Genomic DNA, 21862 nt, shown 5'->3' on the forward strand with positions numbered 1-21862 from the left:
GGCTTCTTGGCATTATTTATTCTTATCACTTCAGCATGGGAAATGGCGTTGGGGATAAGGTGCACTGCTTCCCCCAAACGTTTACAAAGGCGGCTGGAGCGGCAGAGTCACCGTGAAGGTTGTCCCTGTTTGCGCGTCGCTCTTCACATCAATACTTCCTTTATGGGCGTCCACGATAAGCTTGACAATAGTCAGGCCAATGCCGCTGCCGCCGGTTTCCCTGTGCCGGGAAACGTCCGCCCGGTAAAAACGGTCGAAGAGAAAGGGCAGATCCTCCGGCAAGATCCCGGCGCCGGTGTTGAAGATCTTTAAAAGGGCGGTGCTGCCGATGGTTCTGGTCTCAACACGTATACGGCCGCCATCCGGTGTGTACTTAACAGCATTTGACAGGAGGTTGACCAGGACCTGTCTGAGACGGTGGGCGTCACCGACCATCGGCAGAACGGGTGACAGATCCGAGGTCAAGGTCTGGCCCCTGGTCATGGCGTCCGCTTCGAAGAGCGTCACCGCATCCTGGACAATGGCGCTGAGGTCAATGTCCTCATAGGTGAGCGCTACGGTGTCGTCCTCAAGGTCGGCGATTTCCCGCAGGCGTTCCACGAGGCCAATGAGCCGCTCAGTTTCACTCCGGGCAACGATCAGACGGTCCGGTGTGGCTTCAAAAATGCCTTCAAGGATGGCATCCAGCTGGCCCTGAATGATGGTCAGCGGGGTCCGCAGCTCATGGGCGAGGTCTGAGGTCAGACGCTTGCGGATTTCGCTTTGATGGGACAGGGTCTGGGCCAGGTCGTTGACAGCCCCGGAGAGTTCCGTCAGCTCACGGACGGATTGGCGTTCCTCAGCCCGGCGGTTCAGCTGGCCGCTGCGGATGCTCTTGGTGACCTCCGTCAGGTTCACGATTGGCCGGGAGAGGAGCTTGGACAAATAGGCGGAGAGCAGCCCGGAGATGCCCAGGGCAATTGCCAGGGACATCAGCAGGGAGCGGTTGACCCCTGAAGTGAAGTCGAGTTCAGCGGTGTCCACGGAGAAGGTCGAAGGATAAACGAGCTCAACGGTGCCTATGGTTTCGCCATTCACTACGATTTCCTCAAGGATTTCGGTGCCGTCATAAAACCTTTTTTGGAAGAAAATGGCATTTCTGCCCATCCGGCGCATCATGCTCTGATGAAAGCTGACGCGGTCCGGCAGAAGTTGGCTGTTCAGGACCATATAGTCCTGGGTATCGTAGATTCTGAAGCCAAATTGGTCTGTACCCGGGTATGCCAGGAGCATGGCCTGGGTCTTCCCGGTCCAGCCGCCGTTGATCTGATAAATGCGCGAGGTGTACTCTGAAAAGTCCCGGGCACTCTCCAGCTGAACGGCTTCCTTGTAATTATAGAAGGTGTCGTACAGGGCGGCGTTGGTCAGCAGCAGTGCTGTAAGGCCGCTGACAAGAGCGGAGGCCAGGAGGAACCGCGTCAGGCGTCCTCTGAGGGTGTGCTTCACTGGGAGCCCCCCTCAAACCGGTAGCCCAGGCCATAGACAGTGCGGATATACTTGTGCGTGGGGTCATCGATTTTTTGACGGATGTTTTTGATGTGCACGTCAATGGTCCGGTCGCTGCCGTCGTAATCATAGCCTATGGCACGCATGATCAGCTCTTCCCTTGAAAACAGGCGGCCGGGATGGCGCGCCATCAGGCCCAGAATCTCGAATTCCATTGGGGTGAGCGTGAGGGGGAGGCCAAAGCGGGAGGCGGTTTTACGGTCCAGGTCGACTTCAAGGTGACCGCCTGAAAACACAAATTGCTCTGCAGGGATGGCTTGATTGGACTGGCGTCTCAGCAAAGCCTTTACCCTGGCCACCAGAATCTTGCCGTCAAAGGGCTTGGTGACATAATCGTCCGCGCCTAAATTGAGGCCTTGGACAATGGAGTCCCGGTCGACCTTGGCAGTCAGCATCAGGATGGGCGTGCTGTTTTTCAGCCGGATTTGGCGGCAGATTTCCTCGCCGGTGAGGTCTGGGAGCATGAGGTCCAGAATCACCAGGGCTATTTCTTCTTCCTGGAAGATTTCAAGGGCTTCTTGGCCCCGCGTGGCACGGCGGGTCTGATAGCCTTCTTTCTCCAAGTAGGCGCAGACAATGTCTAAAATCCGGGGTTCATCATCAACCACCAGTATAATTTCAGGTTTCAAAAGGTTCGCCTCCTTATGGACTACAATTCTTAGTTCGATTATAGCACGAAATTATGAGCGAATTGTGTGGCAGGTGCCTCTGACATTTGGCAATTTTTAGAGCTTGACGTATGGACAGATGCCGCTTGCAGCGGTATGATAAAGGCAAAAGGAGGCGTATCTATGAGACCAAATGAAATCAATTGGAGCCAGCTGGGCTTCGGATATATGAAAGCGGACTGGCGGTTCCGCTCGTTCTGGAAAGACGGCAAGTGGGACGAGGGTGGTTTGTTTGACAACGACAGGATCACCATCAGCGAAGCTTCTACGTCGCTTCACTATGGGCAGGAGTGTTTTGAAGGCCTGAAGGCTTATACCGCAAAGGATGGCAGCATTCATCTCTTCAGACCGGATGAGAACGCGAAGCGCATGCAGGCGACCTGTGACCGCATTCTTATGCCCCATTATGAGACGGAAAAATTCATCGAGGCCTGCAAAGAAGTCGTCAGGGCGAACCGCGAGTGGGTGCCGCCATACGGTTACGGCGCAACGCTTTATATGCGTCCTTACATGATTGGCATAGGCGACAACATTGGGGTCAAGCCTGCGCCGGAATATCTCTTCAGTGTCTTTTGCATGCCAGTGGGCGCTTATTTCAAAGCGGGCCTGGCACCGGTAAAATTTATAGTGACGGATTATGACCGCGCAGCACCACATGGTACGGGTGCGGCAAAGGTTGGCGGCAACTACGCTGGCAGTTTGATGCCTCACGAGCTCGCAGCTAAGCAAGGTTATGCAGACTGCATTTATCTGGATCCTGAGACCCACACAAAAATTGAAGAAGTCGGCGCAGCCAACTTCTTTGGGATCACCCATGACGGCGTATTCGTTACGCCAAAATCCCCATCTATCCTGCCAAGTATCACAAAATTCTCGCTGATTCAGATCGCGAGGGATTATCTTGGCATGAAGGTTGAAGAACGGGATGTATTTGTGGATAACCTCGACGAATTTGCTGAGGCGGGGGCATGCGGTACGGCGGCGGTCATCACGCCAATCGCGTCAATCACATACAAAGGTAAGGAAAAGGTCTTCTTCAGCGAAACCGAGGTTGGACCTGTGACTCGAAAGCTTTATGATACCTTGACAGGGATCCAGTTTGGCGAGATAGAAGCGCCGGAGGGCTGGATCTTTAAGGTCGACTAATTGGATTTTTATGCAGCCAACTTTCACGAACCCGTGAGCGGCTAATGCCGTCCACGGGTTGTGTCTGTGAGGGCTTAATGCGTGAAAGCGGCAATGGCTTATTGTACTAAGTTCATTGATATCTTGCAATGAAGGCTTTGGGTTTACGGCAGGTAAAAAAGCAGGCATAAAGGCAGGCATGACTGAAGCTTGGAGGCGTATGTGATTATGTCAGAAAAGGATCAGAGGAATCTGCTGCACGCAGCAGCGGTCGAGGGGGAGATCCTCGGAAAGTCTGTTCAGCAGTGGGAAGAGGAATTCCCAATGATAAAGCAAATAAGAAGCTATGAAGAGGTCTTTTGGTCGAATTCAAATCTGAAGCCGGTGGATGCGGCACTTCGTGAAACCGGCGTTACCCTTGAGGAAGTTAAGTCGGCTGAAAGCAGATTAAAGCGCTTTGCGCCATTTCTCATGGAAGCTTTCCCGGAAACAAGGGCTTCGAAAGGGATTCTGGAATCTCCGCTGCGCAGGGTAGAAGCGTTTCAGGAAGCGGTGGAGGACACGCTTTACGGGGTTCCCTTTGGCCGGTTGATGCTCAAGCTGGACAGTCACCTTCCTATTTCTGGTTCCATCAAAGCCCGCGGAGGAATTTACGAGGTTCTGCAGCATGCTGAGCGTCTGGCGGTGGAGGCAGGGCTTGTGAACCCTGGCATGAATTACAGGGCTTTCGCGGAACCAAAATTCAAGGAATTTTTCTCCGAATACAGCGTCGCCGTAGGTTCAACAGGAAACCTGGGACTCAGTATAGGGATCATCAGCGCCGCACTTGGATTCAAAGCCCAGGTCCATATGTCAGCTGACGCAAAAGCCTGGAAGAAGGCGCTTCTAAGGAAAAAGGGCGTCGAGGTCATAGAATACGCGTCGGATTACAGTGTCGCGGTGGAAGAAGGCAGGAGAGAAGCTGAAAAGGATCCCAAGACCTACTTTGTGGACGACGAAAATTCCATTCATCTGTTTTTGGGCTACGCGGTGGCGGCCCTCAGGCTGAAGGCGCAGCTTGACGGAATAGGGTTTACCCCGTCCCAAACTTCGCCGCTGTTTGTCTATCTGCCTTGCGGTGTCGGCGGCGGCCCTGGCGGGGTTGCTTTTGGCCTTAAGCTGATCTTTGGCGAGCACGCTCACTGCTACTTCGCTGAACCGACCCATTCGCCCTGCATGCTGATTGGCATGATGACCGACCGTCATGATGCCGTCAGTGTCCAGGACTTTGGCCTCGACAACCGAACGATTGCAGATGGACTTGCCGTTGGCCGTCCGTCCCTGTTCGTTGGAAAAGTTCTCAGACATCTACTGGAAGGTGTCTTCAGCGTCAGCGACGACCACATGCTTGCGGATCTCTCTTTGATGGCTGACCTGGAAAGTCTCAGGCTTGAGCCTTCAGCCCTGGCCGGCCTCAGCGGCCCTTCCTGGCTGAAGCGCAGTACACCGGTCTATGAATCCCTGCAAAAGCAATATTCTCCGGAAGCGCTCAGTCAAGCTGTCCACCTCGCATGGGCGACCGGTGGCAGTATGGTCCCTGCGGAGGTTATGGATCAGGACATTGAAAACGGAAGGAAACTCAGATAGGGGGGAAAGCTCTTATGTCGCGTTGTCCATGGTGTTTGTCTGATCCTATTTATATTGACTATCACGACCACGAATGGGGCGTGCCGGTTTATGATGACCGTGTCCATTTCGAGTTTCTCGTGCTGGAGTCTGCTCAGGCTGGCCTCAGCTGGCTGACCATTCTGCGCAAGCGCGACCATTACCGCCGACTCTACGAGGGGTTTGATCCTGTAAAAGTGGCGGCATTTGGTCCGGAAAAAGTAGAGGCCATGCTTCAGGATCCGGGCATTGTTCGAAACCGCAAGAAAATTGAGGCTTCAATTACAAATGCGCGAATCTTCCTTGAGATTCAGCATGAATTTGGAAGCTTTTCAAACTATTTATGGCGCTTTGTGGATGGCAGGCCTTTGATCCATTATCCCAAAACGCTGGAGGAAGTACCTTGTGAGAATAGCGTCTCGGATGCCATCAGCAGGGATTTGAAGTCCCGGGGCATGAAATTCCTGGGTACGAAAATAATCTACGCGCATTTGCAGGCAACCGGGCTTATTAATGATCACCTGGTATCGTGTTCAAGACACGAGATCGTACAAAGGCTTTCAAAATGAGAATGCAAGAGGGTAAGGTCATCAAGGGGCGGGCAGTGGATTCTGGAGGGACAGGTGCGGAAGGTGCTGTGGTGCTCAAGAGGCGGCTCTTTATTGGCATAGAGCTGCCTCCGGCGGTTAAGTCGAGGATTTATAAGGCGGCGAGACCAGCCCTTGACAAAATTAAGAAGGGTAAGCTGACGGATAAGGATAACTTTCATCTGACGGTCTTCTTTATAGGCGAGGTGCCGGCTGAAGAGGTTTCTGAATGGGAAGACTGTGTAGCCCGGGCCGCTGCTGAAAACCAGGGCTTTGATATAACGCTGTGCCATACTGGTTATTTTTCAAGGAAAAACAGAAAAATCCTCTGGTTTGGTTCAGAGGATTCTGTGCCGCTGGAAATGTTGTATAAAAGTGTGCTGAGTGCGGCAGACAGCGTTCTTCTGCGTCACGAAAAACCCATGGCATCCGCCCAGCCTGGCGCGAACCGTCCCTTTAAGCCTCACGTCACCCTTGGCAGGGAGATCAGTGCTGAGGATGAGGCGGTCGTTGTTCGTACTGAGAAGATCAAGCTGAAGGTTGAGGCCTTGACATTATTTGAAAGCAAGAGAGCAACCGGCAGGCTGGCCTATATGCCAATAGCCAGATTCCGGCTTGGGGAGCGCGTATGACGTTTATAGAGCAAATTCCAAATGAGCTTTACGTACTGGCTATGTCCATGATGCCAATTGTGGAACTGAGAGGCGCGATCCCACTCGGGGTTTCCCTGGGATTTTCAACCCTGCACAGCACGGTACTCTCGGTGATTGGCAATGCGCTGATTGTTCCTGTGCTTCTCGCCATCATAGAGCCGCTGTTTTCTCGTATGAAGCGCCTCGAGCAGTTAAGGGGCTTTGTGGAGCGCCTGGAGGTACGGGCAGCTTCAAAAGTCCAGAACTATAGGAAGTACAGGCTTCTGGGCCTCTTTTTACTGGTGGCGGTCCCAATTCCCACAACAGGGGTCTATACGGGCTGCATTGCTGCTGTGATTTTAAGGATTCGACCGAGAAATGCCGCTGCGGCAATCATAGGCGGGGTTGTGGCGGCCGGTGCAATTGTATTTATGGTGACGGAGCACATCCTCTTTTGAGGATGTGTTTTTTTTGGAAGCGTGTTGGTTGGGGACAGTCACCAACCAAAGAAACAAGGCTTTGCAACAATTTAATCAAAAAAAAAGACCCGGGCGCCTTTCACATATTCATGAGGCGTCCGGGTCTGTTATTATAAACAATTACAAACAAAAAAGAAAAAAGGGCGTTAGCCCTTTGATCTGAGACTCAATTTTTTAAATCAAGGTGCTATTCCAAGCAGAACAAGGAACAGACTTTTGTCTCAAAGTTGAAATAAGACGAAGTGTGGTAATTCGGAAATTAGAGTCTGCTGACGTTAGCAGCTTGAGGACCCTTTTGGCCTTGAACGATTTCGAACTCAACTGCTTGGCCTTCTTCAAGAGTCTTGAAGCCTTCGCCTTGGATCGCAGTGTAGTGAACGAATACGTCGTTACCACCCTCAACAGTGATGAAGCCAAAGCCTTTTTCCGAGTTAAACCATTTTACTGTTCCTTTTTCCATTTCAAATTCCTCCAATGAATTAAAATTTACAAGTATGATTCTATCAGTGTGTGTCGGAAATGTCAATGGAGTATTCGAAAATATTGGAAAATTCATTTCTCATTTAATTGGAGCCCATTCCGTGATAAGATAATCTAAAAGAATACTTTGATAGAATTGATTTGTGGTAAATGTGCCTAATAACACTATCACAATTTCTAAAATTGGAAATCTGTAACAACTCACAGCTATGTCATTATATTATCACAAAAGGAGGGACGTGGTGAATTGGAACTGGAAATTCATCGCGGTATCATGAAGAGACGACTGCATGGAAATTTGACCTATTTGATTCCGCTGACCCTTCAGGACTTGGAAGATCAGCTCATCAATCCAAAGATAACTGCAGAGAGATATGATCTGAAGGGCGCTTTGGAGCCCCCGGATGATCATATGAAGAAAATATTGGAAATTAAGCTTGCGAAGATGAAAGCTGCACCCGAGCTATCTGTATTTTCTACTTATTTTCTTATCGTTGAGATGGAAAGTCATGAAATTTTGGGGACCATTGGTTACAAAGGTGCTCCGGATGAGGATGGCACCATAGAGGTTGGCTATGGGATCCGTCCCGGTTTCAGAGAAAAAGGGTTTATGACGGACGCTTTAAAAGCTTTTACAGAATTTGGTCTCACATTGCCTGGTGTTTTGAAGATTGTTGCTTGTACAAACAAGGACAACGGCGCTTCGATACGCGTCCTCGAAAAATCAGGTTACAAAAGGATCTATACGGCCCAAGACCTCTTCGTCTGGCGTTACCCAGCTCAGCCGCCTGTGGAAATGGATATGGGACTGGGACAGGAGCTTGGCAATGAAGCTTAACAGCATTAAGAAAGAGCATAAAGGCAGCAGCGACGTTCAAAAAATCATCTGTAAGTCCTGTACGGCAAAATGTGACATGACCTATGAGTTTCAGACCGGACAAGTTGCCGGCAATAAGTGTCCCAGAGGAGAGGTTTACGCGAAGCGCTACCGGCCAGATGCAGTTAAAATCAGAACGTATCAGCTGCCGGTGAAAAACGGGCACATGAAGCGCTTGGCGGTGCGTACGGATTCGCCTATAAGTGAAGATCTTTCGGGCGTAATCGAAGCCGAGCTGAAGTCTGTCGCTCTGACGGCCCCAATAGAGGCTGGCGAAGCGGTCCTCACCAATGTTGGAGGAACGGGTGTGGCTTTGGTCGCGACCAGGAAAATGCCCGCCCGGCATTCTGTATAATCAGGCGTTAAGTCAAACAAAACTATAGTCATTCATGGCCCGTCTGGCGAAGTACTTCGTTAGACGGGTCTTCATTTTGGGTATGAAAAAGCCGAGGTGAGTTTATGACCCAACTGGAAGCGTTTTACAGCTCTTTGGATGAAAAAGACTTTGTCAGTTCAATCCGAACGGGATTATGGTTTACTGAGACAGAAGCGCGTCTTGAAGCTTTTCTGCGGGTCGGAATGGCGGACAGTGCCGCAAACCTGGATTATTCCGGCTCAGACGACAGCGCAATCTGGAGAGAGCACTGCCGCAGTGAGCTTTTGAATGTGGTGCTCGCTAATCTCAGGCTCAGTATTGAAGCCTACTACGTAAAAAACAAAAAAGGTGCGGCGCCTGTGGTTGTGACGACACCAGCCGGTGAAAAACATGATTTGGGCGCCAAAGTTACCACAGCGCTTTTGAGGCTCAAGGGCTTCAATGCGCGATTCACAGGCGCAGATCTTCCCGCGAAAGCTCTCCTGTCACTGGTAGACAGTGTCAATCCTGCAGCCGTTGTTTTCAGCGTAGCCCATCATGTCAACCTCGTGGCTTTAAAGGACACCGTTTCGCTTTTGAGGAAGTCCCATCCGCAGCTGTTAATTGCAGTGGGTGGCGCGCCTATAGCCCAAAATGCGCAGGCGTTTAAAGAGGTTGAGGCAGTGTTTGATCATGAAGTCCTCTATGAACTGATTCGGGGTGAGCTTAGGTGAATTTGTCGTCCTATTACGCGGTTAAGTTTATTAAAAGATCCAAGGTTCAATCTTTGGTTATTATCTTGGGGTTGGCCCTTGGTGTGGCAGTTTTGGTAGTCATGACCTGGCTGGTCAGTGGAATAGGGCTCGCTTTGGATGAAGCTTATGCGGGCGGACTGCCTCACGTTGTCGTGAGAGGTGTAGGAGGGCTCACGCAGGAAATTGAAAGAGTTGAGGCGCTGACAAATACTTTGAAAGAAGAACTCTCAGGGCTTGAGGCCATAACGCCGGTACTGGAACTGCCGGTGGTAATTAGCGTGCCGGCGACGGGGATGGGTCCAGCTTCACGTGAAGCGGATGAGAACGCACTGAGACTTCATACGTTAGTGCGGGGTATTGAACTGGAACGTGCTGGGCGCTTATATCCTCTGGGAGGGGCTATGGTCCGTGGACGAACCTTCCTGCAGGCCCGGGAAACCGTGGTTGGACTGGAGCTCGCCGAAGCTATGGGTTTGAGGGTGGGCGACACTTTGGTGATGGATAACGAAGAGGGCAGGACAGTGCAGTTTGCTGTGGTTGGCATTTATGACCTGAAGCATGAAGCGCTTAACACGTCTCAGATTTTCACGGGACTTTCAGCGCTGCAGGGCGCTTTTGGGAAACCGGGTGAGGCGCAGAGCATTGAGCTGCAGCTTAAGGACAGCTTCGCAGAAGAGGTTGCCGCAGACCAGATTGGGACCATTGCAAAGGCAATGGGACTTGAAATTGGGACGGATCTGGAAGTGCGCAGCTGGCAGCAGACCCACAGCGCGATCTACAGTGCGGCGGTATTGGAACGACGTTCGGTCAGCCTCCTTGTAGGGGCTGTTTCACTCATCATATTGATTGGTTTTGTGCTGGTGCTGTCGTTGGCGGTACGCCAGCTTCTGCCACGGCTTGCTGTCTTTGAGACCATGGGGCTCAGTAAGACCCACAGCGCTATGGTAGCGGTGCTGTATGCGCTTTATTTATCCCTGCTTGGGGTTTTGGGCGGAGGCGTTTTGGGCAGCGGCCTTGTGTCCGTTTACAATCGTCTGGCAGTTGCAGGCGTTGAGGTCTTCAGACCGCTGCCCGACCCGGCAGTGTCGGAGTTGGTGCTGATTTTGACGGCGCTGCCGCTGGTAACTGCATTTGCGGCTTGGATGCTGACGTGGCGGGTTCTGGATCACGCTTCGGCGGAGGTGATTTATCATGGTTAGCTATCAGCCGCCTGCGATCAAACTTTTGGGTGTTGAAAAGCGTTTTGGGAAATTTAAGGACCGCGCAGCCCTCGCAGGGATTGATCTGTCCATTGAGGATGGGGCGGTCGTCAACATTTCAGGTCCTGGCGGCGCTGGCAAAAGTACGCTGCTTCTGATTGCCGGTTTGGTATTAAAACCGGACTTGGGAGAGGTGATGTTAAGGGGTCAGAGCACTTCGAAGCTGTCATCCCATGCCCTCAGCCGCTTTCGCAGACAGGAGATGGGACTGGTCTCTCAAAGGCCTGCTTTGATCCCGGAATTCACAGTCCTCGAAAATTTGCTGCTGTCAAGTCAGATCTCAAACGGCACAGTAGAGACGCCACATTTGTCTTTGGTCAAAAAATTCATTCTGGACACGGGGTTGAGCGGCTGTGAGGCGCTTTTCCCAGCGGCACTGTCAGAGACACAAAGAAAGCTTGTATCCCTTATTGGCGCGTTGGTCAACATGCCCTCCATCTTACTCGTGGATGAGCCTGCAGCCGGCATGGACAACGAAACGGCTGAGATCGTTTCCCAATTGATTTTTGAAGCAAACGACAAATTTCGTACGACGTGCGTCGTGGTATCCAACGACAGGCGGATTGCTGACAGGGCGGACCGTGTGATCGAACTCAGGGAAGGGCGCATGGCAGTGGATTTCACAAGGAAAATGGATTGAGCGGATGGCGCGAGTTGTGCGGGTTAAAATGAGCCAGCATAACTTCTTGTTCCATCTGCTTTCTTTTGTGTGTTGATCAGGGTATAATATATAGAAATGCATTTTTGAATCAACGACCGCATTTAGGAGGACTTAAAGAAATGAAACCAACACTCTATCTGGATTTTGATTCAACTATAGTGAACTCTGAGCGCGCTTTTTGCGAGGTATATAACCAGGACTACAAGAACCATGAAGGCTTCGTGCCAGCCCATGAAGAGCACGCTGGCGACTGGGTTTTTCGCCATGCTTGCCCCTTGATCCACCAGCACTGCGCGGATCCAGTGGCGGAGGTTCGGAGGATCTTTGGCCAGGAAGCATTTTTTAATCACCTTGAATTTTATGAGGGCGCTTATGAAACCATTCAAGCCCTTAAAGAAGAGTATGAAATAGTGATTTGTACCTCCGCATCACCTGAAAATGGTTCCAAAAAAGTTTTGTGGATTGAGCAGCACATGCCCTTCGTGGATGAGATCATTATTTTGGTCAACAAGTCCAACAATGGCGTGGGCAAGGGCCGTGTCCACATGCTGGAGCCAGGCGCGGTTTTTGTGGACGATCACCCTGCAAACCTGCGTTCAACGGAGGCGGAGAGAAAAATTCTCTTCACCTACAACGACAGGATTACAGATTACAACCGCGGTTGGGAGGGCGAATCCGTCAACAGCTGGATGACGCTTCACGGGCTGCTGAAGCGTTAGGGCAGACGTAAAAAGCGCGCTTCCCGAAGTTTTCCGGGAGCGCGCCTTAACTGTGAACTGTGTTACAGTAAGTCGATTTTGGCAGCCAAAATGAAGTCGTTGTAAGACAGGCCTTTTATTTTATGGGTCATGAGTTTGACGACGACTCGACCCCAGCCTAATTCAAGATCCGGGTGGTGGCCCTCTTCCTCGGCTAATTCCCCAATTTTGTTGACGAATTCAAGGGCACTGACAAAGTCCTTGAATTTGAAGCGACGCTCCAGTTGGCGGTCGTCAATGACTGTCCAGTCTGCATGCAGCTGCTGCCGCAGTACCTTGATCTCATCCGCTTCAAGGGGCGGGGTGTCGATAGTGCAGGGAATACACTGCTTGGCTAATAATACTTCCATGAGGAACCCTCCTCGTCATAATCAAGTTGGAATGACTAAGCTATACATTTCATTTATACACTTTTGAGACAGCAGAAAACAAAAATGTGAAAAAGGAGTATGTCTATGAGTCGAAATCCTATTCTAAACGCTGAACTCAATGCGGCGCTCAGCAAAGTTGGCGCTGGTGACCGGGTGGCACTGATCGCCGCGCGCTTTCCCGCGCCAGAGGGTGTCGAAGTAATCGATTTAGCCCTTTGTGACGGTGTACCCTCTTTTAAAACCGCTTTTGAGCTGCTGGTCATGCAGCTTGACGTGGATCAGGTCACCAGGACGGAGGAGCTTGAAAAGCAAAGTCCTGAGCTTCAAAAGCTTATTGAGGCGCAGACCGAGGCTGTAGGGGCAAAGCTGGAGGCACTGACCTACAGGCAGTTTAAAGTGCTGGCCAAAACCGCGCGCTTTGCTGTGAGGGTCGGTGAGACCGAGGTTCAGGCCAGTGTGATAATCAGAGAGAGAGAAGTATAATTTTAAGAAAAACGTCTACGTTAACCACAAATAAATTATGGTTGACAATAAATGAGGCTGTCCTTTATACTCTTATTGTCAACTAAATTTATTCTGGAGGTTAACAATCATGACAACTTCAAATACGATCAACCGTTCTGGACTTTCTCTGAGAGATATGATGCTGGTCTCTATGTTTACGGCAATTCTCGCTGTGCTGGCGTATGTGGCTGTGCCGCTCCCGTTTTCGCCGGTACCGGTGACGGGTCAGACCTTTGGGGTCATGCTGATTGGTTTGCTCCTTGGGAAAAGGCGCGGGGTCATGAGCATGGTTCTGCTGCTTTTACTTGGCGCTGTCGGGGTGCCCGTGTTTTCCGGCGGTCGGGCGGGGCTCACAGTGCTGGTCGGACCTACGGGAGGCTATCTTTTCGGTTGGATTCTTTCTATCGTTGTCATTGACGCGGTGAAGTCAAGGATTCATGGTTTCAAGGGTGCCGTGGCAGCAGGGCTTGTAGGCGGTGTTTTCGTAACGTATTTGGTAGGGGTACCTTGGCTTGCGGCATCGACTGGGATGAGCATGAGCGCGGCTATTGCTGCTGGCGCGCTGCCATTTCTGCCAGGGGATCTGTTCAAGGTCGTGATCGCGGCGCTGACTGCAGAGCGTATGCCGAAACAATTGATGCGGTAATCCCCGAGGCAGTCATCAACATTTTTCAATGAAAAGTAACAATGTTTTACAAACGACTAATCGGTCATTCTTATGAGGTGAAATATGGGCAGAATATTATTAGTGGCCGCGACTGCGGCCCTTGGGTTTTGGATGTGCTATATAGCTCTGCAAATCAAGCAGGACGGAAAGGTGCGCTACGGCAGCACAGGCCAGCGGGTTCGTTACGAGGACGCTCTTGATCCGGACAGGTTCCTTGAATTGACGAGACGTTACCATTTGCTGATAGGGTCCGGCTTTATTGGCATCGCCATAGCGGCTTGGCTTATAGCCAGTCCTGTGATCGTTATGTTCCTGTACCTGATCTACGCCGCGGGGATCAACTTTGCGAGAGCCGCTGTAGAAAACAGGCTCATGACGCCGGTTCAGGAATCGGAGGGCAACGAATGAACAAAAATCAATTAAAGGCAGACCTTGCGCTCCTGTTTGTGACCGTTTCCTGGGGCGCGTCGTTCCTCCTGACAAAAAATGCCCTGGATGGCCTGGAGACCTTCAACTTTCTTGCCGTGCGCTTTGGCATTGCCACATTGATCTCCGTGTTGTTCTTTTTTAAGGATATGATCCGTATGAGCCGTAAGACCCTGGTTCTCGGCATTGGCGTAGGCGCGTTGATGTTCACGTCATATGGTTTCCAAACGGTTGGCATTACCATGACCACTGTTTCAAAATCCGCTTTTATAACAGGCACCAGTGTGCTGATGGTCCCTATGTTCGCGGCGCTCTTTCTGAAGCGCATGCCGGACAGGTCGTCGCTGCTCGGTGCTTTCATGGCGTTTGTCGGCCTCGGACTTATGACATTGACTGGGGCCAGTGCTGAAGCCGGCTCTGCAAGCGGGCTCAACCTTGGGGACTTCCTGACACTGCTATGCGCGGTAGGCTTTGCGCTATACATCCTCGCGGTTGGCAAATATACAACACAGGTGGATTCTGTGCCCTTTGCCATAGTCCAGCTTGGCACGGTAGCGGTGTTCAGCGCTGTGACGTCCCTCGCTTTTGAGACACCCATTGTCCCTTCAGGCGGCAACGCGTGGTTCGCCATTTTGTTTCTGGCTATAGTCTGTACGTCCATGGCGTTCATTGTCCAAAACGTGGCGCAGAAATATACAACTTCGACTCATACCGCACTTATTTTTTCGGGTGAACCGGTCTTCGCGGCCATGTTCGCATATGTTATGATAGGCGAGGTGCTGGGCATGAATGGGATCCTGGGCGGCGGGCTCATCCTGCTGGGGATGCTTGTGGCGGAGCTTAATGTCCTCGAACGGTTAATGCCGAAAAAGCGGCCCTCGGAGGCAGCGTGATGGCAGAGAAGGTGAAGGACACATCGACCATCGGCACAGACTTCGTTGTTCTGGTAGATGAGGACGACCGCGTTCTCGGGACCATGGGAAAGATGGAAGCGCACGAAAAGGGTCTTCTGCACAGGGCCTTTTCGGTGTTGCTGTACAACGATGCCGGTGAAATGCTGATCCAGAAGCGCGCCGCAGGGAAGTACCACACACCGGGCCTTTGGGCAAACGCGTGCTGCAGTCATCCCAGAGCGGGGGAAGGCGTTTTGGACGCAGCCTCAAGGCGCCTGAGGGAGGAGCTCGGCATAGAGATCCCTCCTGATGCCCTTCGCAGTGGCGGGTCCTTTATTTATAGGGCAAGCTTTGACAATGGGCTCACGGAGCATGAGTTTGATACTATGGTCATTGGGCGTTTTAACGGCGATGTTATAAGGTTCAATCCGCAGGAAGTTGACGCCGTCAACTGGATCTCCATGGAAGCACTGAAGGCTTTGGTCAAGGAGAAACCAGAGAGGTTTACACCTTGGTTCATGGAGATTCTGAAGCGCCTTTAGAGCCTGTCAAAACGACTTTGGATAAAGTTCGAAACCACAACCAAATTAAAGCAGCACAGGACGGGGGCAGCAAGCGGGTAAATTGACGCCTTCGTTTTTAAAGAAGACGTTTGGTTGGGGACTGTCACCAACCAGACGTCTTACTTCGTTTTACACGAGATTTCTGTGAAATTTGACAAGAATGCTGACGTCTTTCACTTAAGGGTATTTATTTCTCATGCACAAAAAAAATTGCAAAACCATTGCAAATACAAGCGGGACAAAAAAAGTCCCAACAGAATTTAAACGTGTTTATGAAAATCGAATTATTCGACAATTTGTATTAATTACACAAAGTGTTGATTTTATAAGATAAGAAGCAATAATAAGCAAGTTTTATGATAAAATAGTCTTGCAATTGCCTTGGAGGCTGGATTTGACATTTTTGAAAGAAATCCTGCGATAAAGACCATCGGCATAAACAATGGGAAATTGAGCTGGGGTTTTATAAAAGTTTAACAAGGTAAAGAATTGCTTACATATCAAGAAACGGGGTGCCAAAATGACATGCAGCTGCAAACAGGATCCCATGGGGATTCAGGATCAGGTTGAGGATCGAGCGCCTGTGGATCTCAGTCTGATTGATCCAATTATTGAAAAGTACGGTAAGGTCAAAGGCAGCACAATTACCATTCTTCAAGGTGTGCAGGAAACCTACGGGTTTTTGCCGCCGGAAACACTCACTTACATAGCCGCGAAGACGGGTATGAAGGAAGCCAAGCTTTATGGCGTAGCGACGTTCTACACGCAGTTCAGGATGGAGCCAGTGGGCAAAAACCTGATCATGCTGTGTCAGGGGACGGCGTGTCACGTCAACGGCGCGTCCACCATTGAGACGGCAATCGTCGAGGAGCTGGGCATCTGTGAGGGAGAGACGACGCCGGACGGCGTGTTTACTTTCACTAATGTGGCTTGTCTCGGTTGCTGCAGCCTGGCGCCGGTCATGATGATCAACGGGGAAACCTACGCTAAGCTGACGCCGGAGAAAACCGTAGGCGTTTTAAGAGAGCTCAGGGCACAGGCCCAATCTGAAATGGAGGTCAGCTGATGAAAGTGTTAGTCGGCGCGGGCAGCTGCGGTTTCGCGGCGGGCGCGCATAAAGTGATGGACGAACTCGAAGCCATCCAGGATCTTCAGATCGACTACGAGATCACGGGCTGCATAGGCATGTGCCACCTGGAGCCTATCATGGAGGTTCACGAAGGGGACGAGGTATTCCGCTTCGTCAAGGTCATGCCGGAGGATGTCAGACCAATCCTGGAGGATTTTAGAAACTACGAAAACAACCGAATCAGTACGGAGGATGCCGATAGTCTTGTGAAGCAGCCCCGTGTCGTCCTTAAAAACTGTGGGGTCATCAACCCGGAGGACATTGAGGATTACATAAAAATAGGCGGCTACGAGGCGGTTCGCGCGTGCTACACGTCGAAAACCCAGGAAGAGGTCATTGACGAAATCAAAGCTTCAGGCCTCAGGGGCCGCGGCGGCGCGGGCTTCCCGACCTGGTTCAAATGGGACGCGGCGAGAAAGTCACCGGGACCTAAGAAATACGTCGTCTGCAACGCGGACGAGGGTGACCCGGGCGCGTTCATGGACCGCTCGGTGCTCGAGGGTGACCCGCACAACCTGATCGAGGGCATGATGATCTGTGGCTACGCTATTGGCTCAGATGAGGGTGTCGTATATGTCCGCGCGGAGTATCCGCTGGCGATCCGACGTCTTGAAAAAGCAATCAAAGACGCGAAGGCTAAAGGCTTCCTGGGCAAGGACATCTTTGGCATCAAGGGCAGGAATTTTGAAATGCGCATCAAAGCCGGCGCGGGCGCTTTTGTCTGCGGCGAGGAGACAGCGCTGATCGCTTCCCTTGAGGGTGAGCGCGGCATGCCAAGGCTGAAGCCGCCGTTCCCGGCGCAGAAGGGCTACTGGCAGCTGCCAACCAACATCAACAACGTCGAAACCTTTGCCAACGTCCCGTGGATCATCAACAACGGCGGCGCGGCGTTTGCCAAATATGGCAATGAGAGCAGCAAAGGCACAAAGGTCTTTGCGCTGACAGGGAAGGTCAAAAAAGGCGGCCTCGTCGAGGTGCCTATGGGGATATCCCTTCGCGAAGTCATTTATGACATAGGCGGCGGCATTGTGGGCGACAGGCCTTTTAAAGCCGTTCAGCTGGGTGGACCATCAGGGGGCTGTGTACCGGCCAGTTTGATTGATACCACCGTCGACTACGAATCCATTACCAAAACGGGCGCCATTGTCGGTTCCGGCGGTATGGTCGTCATGGACGATACCACTTGTATGGTGGACATGGCCCGCTTCTTCCTTGACTTCACCTGCAAAGAGTCCTGCGGAAAATGTACGTACTGCCGTATGGGCACCAAGCGCATGCTGGAAATTCTCGAGCGGATTACGGAAGGCAAGGGCAAGGATGGCGACATAGAGCTCCTGGAAGAACTCAGCTACAAGGTCAAGGACGGCTCCCTGTGTGGCCTCGGCCAAACGGCGCCAAACCCTGTCCTGACAACCATTAAATACTTCCGAAACGAATATGAAGACCACATTTACAACAAAACCTGTACGGCGAAGCAATGCACCGCGCTGATCCGCTATGAAGTGGACGCAGAGAAGTGTATTGGCTGTACCGTGTGCGCGAAGGCGTGTCCGGTTTCCTGCATCAAGGGTGAGCTGCGGAAGGTCCATGAGATCGACCAGGAGGCCTGCATCAAGTGCGGCCAGTGCTTCCAGAAGTGTAAATTCGACGCGATTCGTGTCTATTAACGGCGAAAGGAATGTGAACGAATGTCAATCATTAGAGTCAACATCGATGGCCGTGAAATTCAGACCTATCGCGGTCATACGATCTTAGAAGCCGCGACTCAGGCAGGGGTCGACATCCCAACCCTGTGTCACGACGAGAAAATACAGAATTATGGCTCCTGCGGCATCTGCGTCGTGGAAGTCGAGGGCAACCCTAAGCTGGTGCGCTCCTGCTCCACGGAGATCATGGACGGCATGGTCATACGCACCATGTCCGACCGGATCCGGGAGAGCCGCAAGACGACCCTTGAGCTCCTGCTGTCTGACCACACAGGGGACTGTAAAGCGCCTTGTACCCATGGCTGTCCGGGTCACGTTGACGTCCAGGGTTATGTAGGTCTGATCGCCAACAAACAGTATCAGGAGGCGTTGAAGCTCATCAAGAAAGAGCTGCCGCTTCCGGCGTCAATAGGCAGAGTGTGTCCGCATCCTTGTCAGACGGCATGCCGCCGGGGTCTGGTAGACGAGTCCATCACCATTGCATGGCTGAAGTATTTTGTCGCGGACCTGGATCTGAAGAGTGGCAACCCTTATATGCCGCCAATGCTGGGAGATACGGGCAAGAAGGTCGCTATTATAGGCGGCGGCCCAAGCGGCCTCTCCGCAGCGTATTACCTGCGTACCCAAGGCCATGCGGTGACCATTTATGAAGCTATGCCGGAGTTTGGCGGCATGCTCAAATACGGCATTCCGCTTTACCGTCTGCCAAAGGACGTACTGAAGTCTGAGGTAGAGGTCATTCGCAGCATGGGCGTCGAGCTGAAGCCTAACATCCGCGTCGGTACAGATGTTTCCCTGGAATATCTCAGAGAGAAATTTGATGCAGTTTACGTTGGCATAGGCGCGTGGACGAGCATGGGCCTCGACTGCCCGGGACAGGACCTGGACGGCGTCATAGGCGGCATTCAGTTTCTGACGAAATTTGCTGTCAATGAACCCATCAAGACGGGCGAGCGCATTGCGGTCATAGGCGGCGGCAACACGGCTATGGACGCCGCGAGAACGGCGATCCGGCTTGGCGCAAAGGAAGTCTACACGATCTACCGGCGCACCCAGGAAGACATGCCGGCAGTAGATATTGAGATTGAAGAGGCTATGGAAGAGGGCGTTGTCTTCAAGTTCCTCCTGAGCCCAATTGAGATCATTGGTGATGAGCATGGCCGCGTCAAGCAGATCCGCCTTCAGAAGATGCAAGTCGTTGGCGGCGGCGCGGACGGACGCAAAAAAGTGGTGCCGGTAGAAGGCGAAGAGGAAATTCTAAGTGTGGACTCGGTCATTATGTCCGTAGGCCAGCGCCTTAAAGGAGACGGCTTTGAAGAGCTTGCCCTGAATAAGCACGGCTACATTGTGGCGGATCCTGAGACGTTCATGACCAACCTGACGGGTGTCTTCGCAGGCGGCGACGCTACGAACAAGGGCGCGGACATCGCGATCGCGGCCATTGCTGAGGGCAAGTGGGCAGCGCGCGTCATGAATACCTATCTCCACGGGGACATGAAACCACATAAAGAGCCTTACTTTGTCAAGCGAGAGGATCTCACCAGTGAGAGCTTCCCGGACGTGGTTCGCGAGCTTAGACCTTACATGGCACATGAGCATCCGGAGCTGAGAAAACATAATTTTGAAGAGGTCGTCAAGGGCTACACGGAAGAAGCGGCTGTGAAAGAGGGCAACCGCTGCCTCGAGTGCGGCTGCCATGACTATTTTGAGTGCGACCTGATCAGGCACTCGCAATCTTATGACGTGCATCCTGAGCGTTTTGCCGGCGAAATGCACGCGCGTCTGGACAACGACGACCATCCGTTTATCAAACGGGATCCTAATAAATGTATTCTCTGCGGACAGTGCGTGCGGATCTGTGACGAGGTCATGGACAACACAGCGCTGGGCCTTGTCAGCCGCGGCTTCGACACCATTGTCAAGCCTTCCATGGAGAAGAACCTGAAGGAGACGGAGTGTATCTCCTGCGGGCAATGTATCAGCGTTTGCCCTACAGGGGCGCTTCAGGAGCGTACTCCAATCCATAAGCCAGTGCCGGTTCGTACGACATTGACCACGACAGCTTGCTCCTGCTGCTCCGTAGGCTGTACCAGAGACCTGGAGAGCCGCGGTGACATGCTGCTGCGCTCGCTGCCAGTCAGCGGTGAGGAGACGGTCAACAACGGCCTGCTGTGTTCGAAGGGACGTTTCGGCTTCTCGGCTTACATCACTGAAAACCGGATTACGAAGCCACTGGTTCGCAAAGATGGCGAGCTGGTTGAAACCACGTTCAAAGAGGCATTCCTCTTTGCGGCGAGACGTGCTCAGAGCCTGCACCTGCTCCATGGCCCGAGTTCCGTGGGCATCAGCATCTCTGACCGCTATACGAACGAAGAGCTTTATATGGCGAAGAAGTTCGGCGTCGAAGTCCTTGGCACCAATGAAATTTTCTCCCTTGGCAACAAGAAGAGCGGCCTGAAGGACGTTCTGCCGTATGACGCTTCACCAAACCTTCTGGATGAGCTGACCAGAACAGATGTGATCATTTCTGTGGGCGGCGACATGATGGCGGATTACGCGATCGCGGCACTCAAGGTGAAGGAAGCGGTTGGAAATGGCGCGAAGCTGATCCACCTCAACAACAAAAAGAACAAGCTGGATGACTGGGCGTCCCGCTCTGTCAACCTTGAGAATAACCTCGATTTCCTCCGGGAGATCGCGAAGTATCTGGTGGAGCACAGCGCCAAAGCAGTCCACGCTGCGGGTTATGAAGACGTCAAAAAAGCTTTGGCCGATGTTCGCGTATCCTCCGAAGCCGCAGAAGTCGCAGAGCTCTATCTCAATGCAAAAAAAGCCATGATCATCTACGACGGCCGCGAAATCAGCCTGGAAGGCGAGCAGCTGATCGCTTCAATTTGCATGCTGTCCGGCCACATTGCCTCAGCCCGTGAAGGCTTCATTAAGCTTCGCGCCAACGCGAACGGCCAGGGCCTCGTCGACATGGGCATTGACCTCGACAGCGCATCAAAATTTGCCAAGATCGCAAATGGCGAACTCAAGGGCCTCATGGTCTTTGGCGAGGACGTCCCTGTGGACGCGGTACGCGGTCTGTCCTTCCTGATGGTTCAGGATACCCACATGACAGAGCTCGCGAAAATTGCGGACGTGGTCATTCCTGCCACGGTCATGGTTGAGTCAAATGGCACCATCACTTCCGCGGAGCGCCGGGTTCACCGTGTCAGCGCGGCGGTAGAGTCTCCTACGGGCCTCAGCAACTGGGAGATCTTCAAGGAGCTCATGAACACCTACAGCACGAACTGCTATGTGGGCAGCCACGAAGATATTACAGCGGAGTACAGCCGGGATATGTTCGGATATGTTGGCCTTGCCAATGTGAAAGCTTCTGATGGCCCTGTGTACTGGCCAATTGGTCAGTCGCCGCAGCTCTATACTAAAGAGCAGCTGAAGGCGCATGCGCGTTACGTCATTCCTCAGGAAGGCAAACTCTTCGATGATGTCGAGGAGACCAACTACCTGAAGCGGCTTTTTGGAGCGTTTCTCAAGGAAGCAACGGCGTAGGGCGTTGCAGGATTAAGGCATAGAGCGTAAAGATTAAGAGCGTAAGAGATTAAAGCTTTTAATTAAGAAGAAATGGTGGAAGGTCGATTGAGTGGCGCGGTGCGCCCCTTGATCGACCTTCTTTTCTTTTGAATTTTATTGGTCTGCCCGGAAGGCGCGGGGAATTTTCAGAAGGGGTTATAAATGTGTATGGCAATGGCCTTTAGGTGGTATAATGGCA

23 protein-coding genes are annotated in these 21862 nt (G+C 52.1%); 19 read left to right on the top strand and 4 right to left on the bottom strand.

The genetic code is table 11. The features are described from left to right. Positions 1-81: 81 nt before the first annotated feature. A complete protein-coding gene (locus BLP63_RS13790; RefSeq protein ID WP_092592564.1) occupies positions 82-1485 on the bottom strand; it encodes a sensor histidine kinase in 1404 nt (467 codons plus the stop codon). Continuing rightward, the gene (locus BLP63_RS13795) at positions 1482-2174 is read right to left on the bottom strand and encodes a response regulator transcription factor (RefSeq protein ID WP_092592566.1); all 693 of its coding nucleotides are present in this window, start codon (positions 2172-2174) and stop codon (positions 1482-1484) included. Before BLP63_RS13795 ends, BLP63_RS13790 begins: the two co-directional genes overlap by 4 nt. A 162-nt stretch (positions 2175-2336) precedes the next feature. Between BLP63_RS13795 and BLP63_RS13800 the strand changes: the two genes are divergently transcribed. The 5 genes from BLP63_RS13800 (at position 2337) to BLP63_RS13820 (ending at position 6659) form a co-directional block, all read left to right on the top strand. Further along, the gene (locus BLP63_RS13800) at positions 2337-3359 is read left to right on the top strand and encodes a branched-chain amino acid aminotransferase (protein WP_092592568.1); all 1023 of its coding nucleotides are present in this window, start codon (positions 2337-2339) and stop codon (positions 3357-3359) included. A gap of 207 nt (positions 3360-3566) precedes the next feature. Further along, positions 3567-4964 (top strand): D-serine ammonia-lyase, encoded by a 1398-nt coding sequence (locus tag BLP63_RS13805; protein WP_092592570.1) that lies wholly within the window; start codon positions 3567-3569, stop codon positions 4962-4964. Positions 4965-4978: 14 nt separating this feature from the next. Then, positions 4979-5551 (top strand): DNA-3-methyladenine glycosylase I, encoded by a 573-nt coding sequence (locus BLP63_RS13810; RefSeq protein ID WP_092592572.1) that lies wholly within the window; start codon positions 4979-4981, stop codon positions 5549-5551. After that, positions 5548-6201 (top strand): RNA 2',3'-cyclic phosphodiesterase, encoded by a 654-nt coding sequence (gene thpR / locus BLP63_RS13815; RefSeq protein WP_092592574.1) that lies wholly within the window; start codon positions 5548-5550, stop codon positions 6199-6201. The genes BLP63_RS13810 and thpR overlap by 4 nt, the downstream gene beginning before the upstream one ends. Continuing rightward, positions 6198-6659, top strand: coding sequence for a COG2426 family protein (locus tag BLP63_RS13820; protein WP_092592576.1), 462 nt, complete (start codon positions 6198-6200; stop codon positions 6657-6659). The genes thpR and BLP63_RS13820 overlap by 4 nt, the downstream gene beginning before the upstream one ends. Before the next feature lie 280 nt (positions 6660-6939). On the opposite strand, the gene BLP63_RS13825 is transcribed toward BLP63_RS13820, so the two are convergent. Beyond that, positions 6940-7140, bottom strand: a complete 201-nt coding sequence (locus BLP63_RS13825) for a cold-shock protein (protein WP_092592578.1) — start codon at positions 7138-7140, stop codon at positions 6940-6942. A 267-nt stretch (positions 7141-7407) separates the two neighbouring features. Between BLP63_RS13825 and BLP63_RS13830 the strand changes: the two genes are divergently transcribed. From BLP63_RS13830 to BLP63_RS13855, 6 genes are all read left to right on the top strand, one after another. Then, the gene (locus BLP63_RS13830; protein ID WP_092592580.1) at positions 7408-7998 is read left to right on the top strand and encodes a GNAT family N-acetyltransferase; all 591 of its coding nucleotides are present in this window, start codon (positions 7408-7410) and stop codon (positions 7996-7998) included. Next, complete coding sequence (locus BLP63_RS13835) at positions 7988-8392, top strand: DUF1667 domain-containing protein (RefSeq protein ID WP_092592582.1); 405 nt, start codon at positions 7988-7990, stop codon at positions 8390-8392. Before BLP63_RS13830 ends, BLP63_RS13835 begins: the two co-directional genes overlap by 11 nt. 104 nt (positions 8393-8496) lie before the next feature. Then, entirely contained in the window at positions 8497-9126 is a 630-nt protein-coding gene (locus BLP63_RS13840) for a cobalamin B12-binding domain-containing protein (protein WP_092592584.1), read from the top strand. Further along, positions 9123-10346 (top strand): ABC transporter permease, encoded by a 1224-nt coding sequence (locus tag BLP63_RS13845; protein WP_092592586.1) that lies wholly within the window; start codon positions 9123-9125, stop codon positions 10344-10346. Before BLP63_RS13840 ends, BLP63_RS13845 begins: the two co-directional genes overlap by 4 nt. Then, positions 10339-11046 (top strand): ABC transporter ATP-binding protein, encoded by a 708-nt coding sequence (locus BLP63_RS13850; protein ID WP_092592588.1) that lies wholly within the window; start codon positions 10339-10341, stop codon positions 11044-11046. The genes BLP63_RS13845 and BLP63_RS13850 overlap by 8 nt, the downstream gene beginning before the upstream one ends. A gap of 140 nt (positions 11047-11186) precedes the next feature. After that, positions 11187-11786, top strand: coding sequence for a 5' nucleotidase, NT5C type (locus tag BLP63_RS13855; RefSeq protein ID WP_092592590.1), 600 nt, complete (start codon positions 11187-11189; stop codon positions 11784-11786). A gap of 62 nt (positions 11787-11848) precedes the next feature. On the opposite strand, the gene BLP63_RS13860 is transcribed toward BLP63_RS13855, so the two are convergent. Beyond that, positions 11849-12175, bottom strand: coding sequence for a 4a-hydroxytetrahydrobiopterin dehydratase (locus tag BLP63_RS13860; protein WP_092592592.1), 327 nt, complete (start codon positions 12173-12175; stop codon positions 11849-11851). A 105-nt stretch (positions 12176-12280) separates the two neighbouring features. On the opposite strand from BLP63_RS13860, the gene BLP63_RS13865 reads away from it, so the two are divergent. From BLP63_RS13865 to BLP63_RS13900, 8 genes are all read left to right on the top strand, one after another. Further along, complete coding sequence (locus tag BLP63_RS13865) at positions 12281-12679, top strand: RbsD/FucU domain-containing protein (protein WP_170829470.1); 399 nt, start codon at positions 12281-12283, stop codon at positions 12677-12679. A gap of 109 nt (positions 12680-12788) precedes the next feature. After that, the gene (locus BLP63_RS13870; protein ID WP_092592596.1) at positions 12789-13346 is read left to right on the top strand and encodes a biotin transporter BioY; all 558 of its coding nucleotides are present in this window, start codon (positions 12789-12791) and stop codon (positions 13344-13346) included. An 84-nt stretch (positions 13347-13430) separates the two neighbouring features. After that, on the top strand, positions 13431-13775 hold the full coding sequence (locus BLP63_RS13875; RefSeq protein ID WP_092592598.1) for a hypothetical protein: 345 nt from the start codon (positions 13431-13433) through the stop codon (positions 13773-13775). Beyond that, positions 13772-14686 carry a DMT family transporter gene (locus tag BLP63_RS13880; protein WP_092592600.1) on the top strand — a complete coding sequence of 305 codons (915 nt, stop codon included), beginning with the start codon at positions 13772-13774 and terminating at the stop codon, positions 14684-14686. Before BLP63_RS13875 ends, BLP63_RS13880 begins: the two co-directional genes overlap by 4 nt. Next, positions 14686-15228, top strand: coding sequence for an isopentenyl-diphosphate Delta-isomerase (gene idi / locus BLP63_RS13885; RefSeq protein WP_092592602.1), 543 nt, complete (start codon positions 14686-14688; stop codon positions 15226-15228). Before BLP63_RS13880 ends, idi begins: the two co-directional genes overlap by 1 nt. A 541-nt stretch (positions 15229-15769) precedes the next feature. Continuing rightward, entirely contained in the window at positions 15770-16315 is a 546-nt protein-coding gene (gene nuoE / locus BLP63_RS13890) for an NADH-quinone oxidoreductase subunit NuoE (protein WP_170829471.1), read from the top strand. Further along, the gene (locus BLP63_RS13895) at positions 16315-18045 is read left to right on the top strand and encodes an NADH-quinone oxidoreductase subunit NuoF (protein ID WP_092592604.1); all 1731 of its coding nucleotides are present in this window, start codon (positions 16315-16317) and stop codon (positions 18043-18045) included. The genes nuoE and BLP63_RS13895 overlap by 1 nt, the downstream gene beginning before the upstream one ends. 21 nt (positions 18046-18066) lie before the next feature. After that, the gene (locus BLP63_RS13900) at positions 18067-21642 is read left to right on the top strand and encodes an FAD-dependent oxidoreductase (RefSeq protein ID WP_092592606.1); all 3576 of its coding nucleotides are present in this window, start codon (positions 18067-18069) and stop codon (positions 21640-21642) included. Positions 21643-21862 lie beyond the last annotated feature (220 nt).

The organism is Acidaminobacter hydrogenoformans DSM 2784 (genome assembly GCF_900103005.1).
In the GTDB taxonomy this organism is placed as follows: domain Bacteria; phylum Bacillota; class Clostridia; order Peptostreptococcales; family Acidaminobacteraceae; genus Acidaminobacter; species Acidaminobacter hydrogenoformans.

Excerpts from the sequence above, each read along its gene's own strand:
- BLP63_RS13800 (WP_092592568.1), top strand. The coding sequence starts at position 2,337 with ATGAGACCAAATGAAATCAATTGGAGCCAGCTGGGCTTCGGATATATG.
- BLP63_RS13805 (WP_092592570.1), top strand. The coding sequence starts at position 3,567 with ATGTCAGAAAAGGATCAGAGGAATCTGCTGCACGCAGCAGCGGTCGAG.
- BLP63_RS13810 (WP_092592572.1), top strand. The coding sequence starts at position 4,979 with ATGTCGCGTTGTCCATGGTGTTTGTCTGATCCTATTTATATTGACTAT.
- thpR (WP_092592574.1), top strand. The coding sequence starts at position 5,548 with ATGAGAATGCAAGAGGGTAAGGTCATCAAGGGGCGGGCAGTGGATTCT.
- BLP63_RS13820 (WP_092592576.1), top strand. The coding sequence starts at position 6,198 with ATGACGTTTATAGAGCAAATTCCAAATGAGCTTTACGTACTGGCTATG.
- BLP63_RS13825 (WP_092592578.1), bottom strand. The coding sequence starts at position 7,140 with ATGGAAAAAGGAACAGTAAAATGGTTTAACTCGGAAAAAGGCTTTGGC.
- BLP63_RS13835 (WP_092592582.1), top strand. The coding sequence starts at position 7,988 with ATGAAGCTTAACAGCATTAAGAAAGAGCATAAAGGCAGCAGCGACGTT.
- BLP63_RS13840 (WP_092592584.1), top strand. The coding sequence starts at position 8,497 with ATGACCCAACTGGAAGCGTTTTACAGCTCTTTGGATGAAAAAGACTTT.
- BLP63_RS13850 (WP_092592588.1), top strand. The coding sequence starts at position 10,339 with ATGGTTAGCTATCAGCCGCCTGCGATCAAACTTTTGGGTGTTGAAAAG.
- BLP63_RS13855 (WP_092592590.1), top strand. The coding sequence starts at position 11,187 with ATGAAACCAACACTCTATCTGGATTTTGATTCAACTATAGTGAACTCT.
- BLP63_RS13860 (WP_092592592.1), bottom strand. The coding sequence starts at position 12,175 with ATGGAAGTATTATTAGCCAAGCAGTGTATTCCCTGCACTATCGACACC.
- BLP63_RS13865 (WP_170829470.1), top strand. The coding sequence starts at position 12,281 with ATGAGTCGAAATCCTATTCTAAACGCTGAACTCAATGCGGCGCTCAGC.
- BLP63_RS13870 (WP_092592596.1), top strand. The coding sequence starts at position 12,789 with ATGACAACTTCAAATACGATCAACCGTTCTGGACTTTCTCTGAGAGAT.
- BLP63_RS13875 (WP_092592598.1), top strand. The coding sequence starts at position 13,431 with ATGGGCAGAATATTATTAGTGGCCGCGACTGCGGCCCTTGGGTTTTGG.
- BLP63_RS13880 (WP_092592600.1), top strand. The coding sequence starts at position 13,772 with ATGAACAAAAATCAATTAAAGGCAGACCTTGCGCTCCTGTTTGTGACC.
- idi (WP_092592602.1), top strand. The coding sequence starts at position 14,686 with ATGGCAGAGAAGGTGAAGGACACATCGACCATCGGCACAGACTTCGTT.
- nuoE (WP_170829471.1), top strand. The coding sequence starts at position 15,770 with ATGACATGCAGCTGCAAACAGGATCCCATGGGGATTCAGGATCAGGTT.
- BLP63_RS13895 (WP_092592604.1), top strand. The coding sequence starts at position 16,315 with ATGAAAGTGTTAGTCGGCGCGGGCAGCTGCGGTTTCGCGGCGGGCGCG.
- BLP63_RS13900 (WP_092592606.1), top strand. The coding sequence starts at position 18,067 with ATGTCAATCATTAGAGTCAACATCGATGGCCGTGAAATTCAGACCTAT.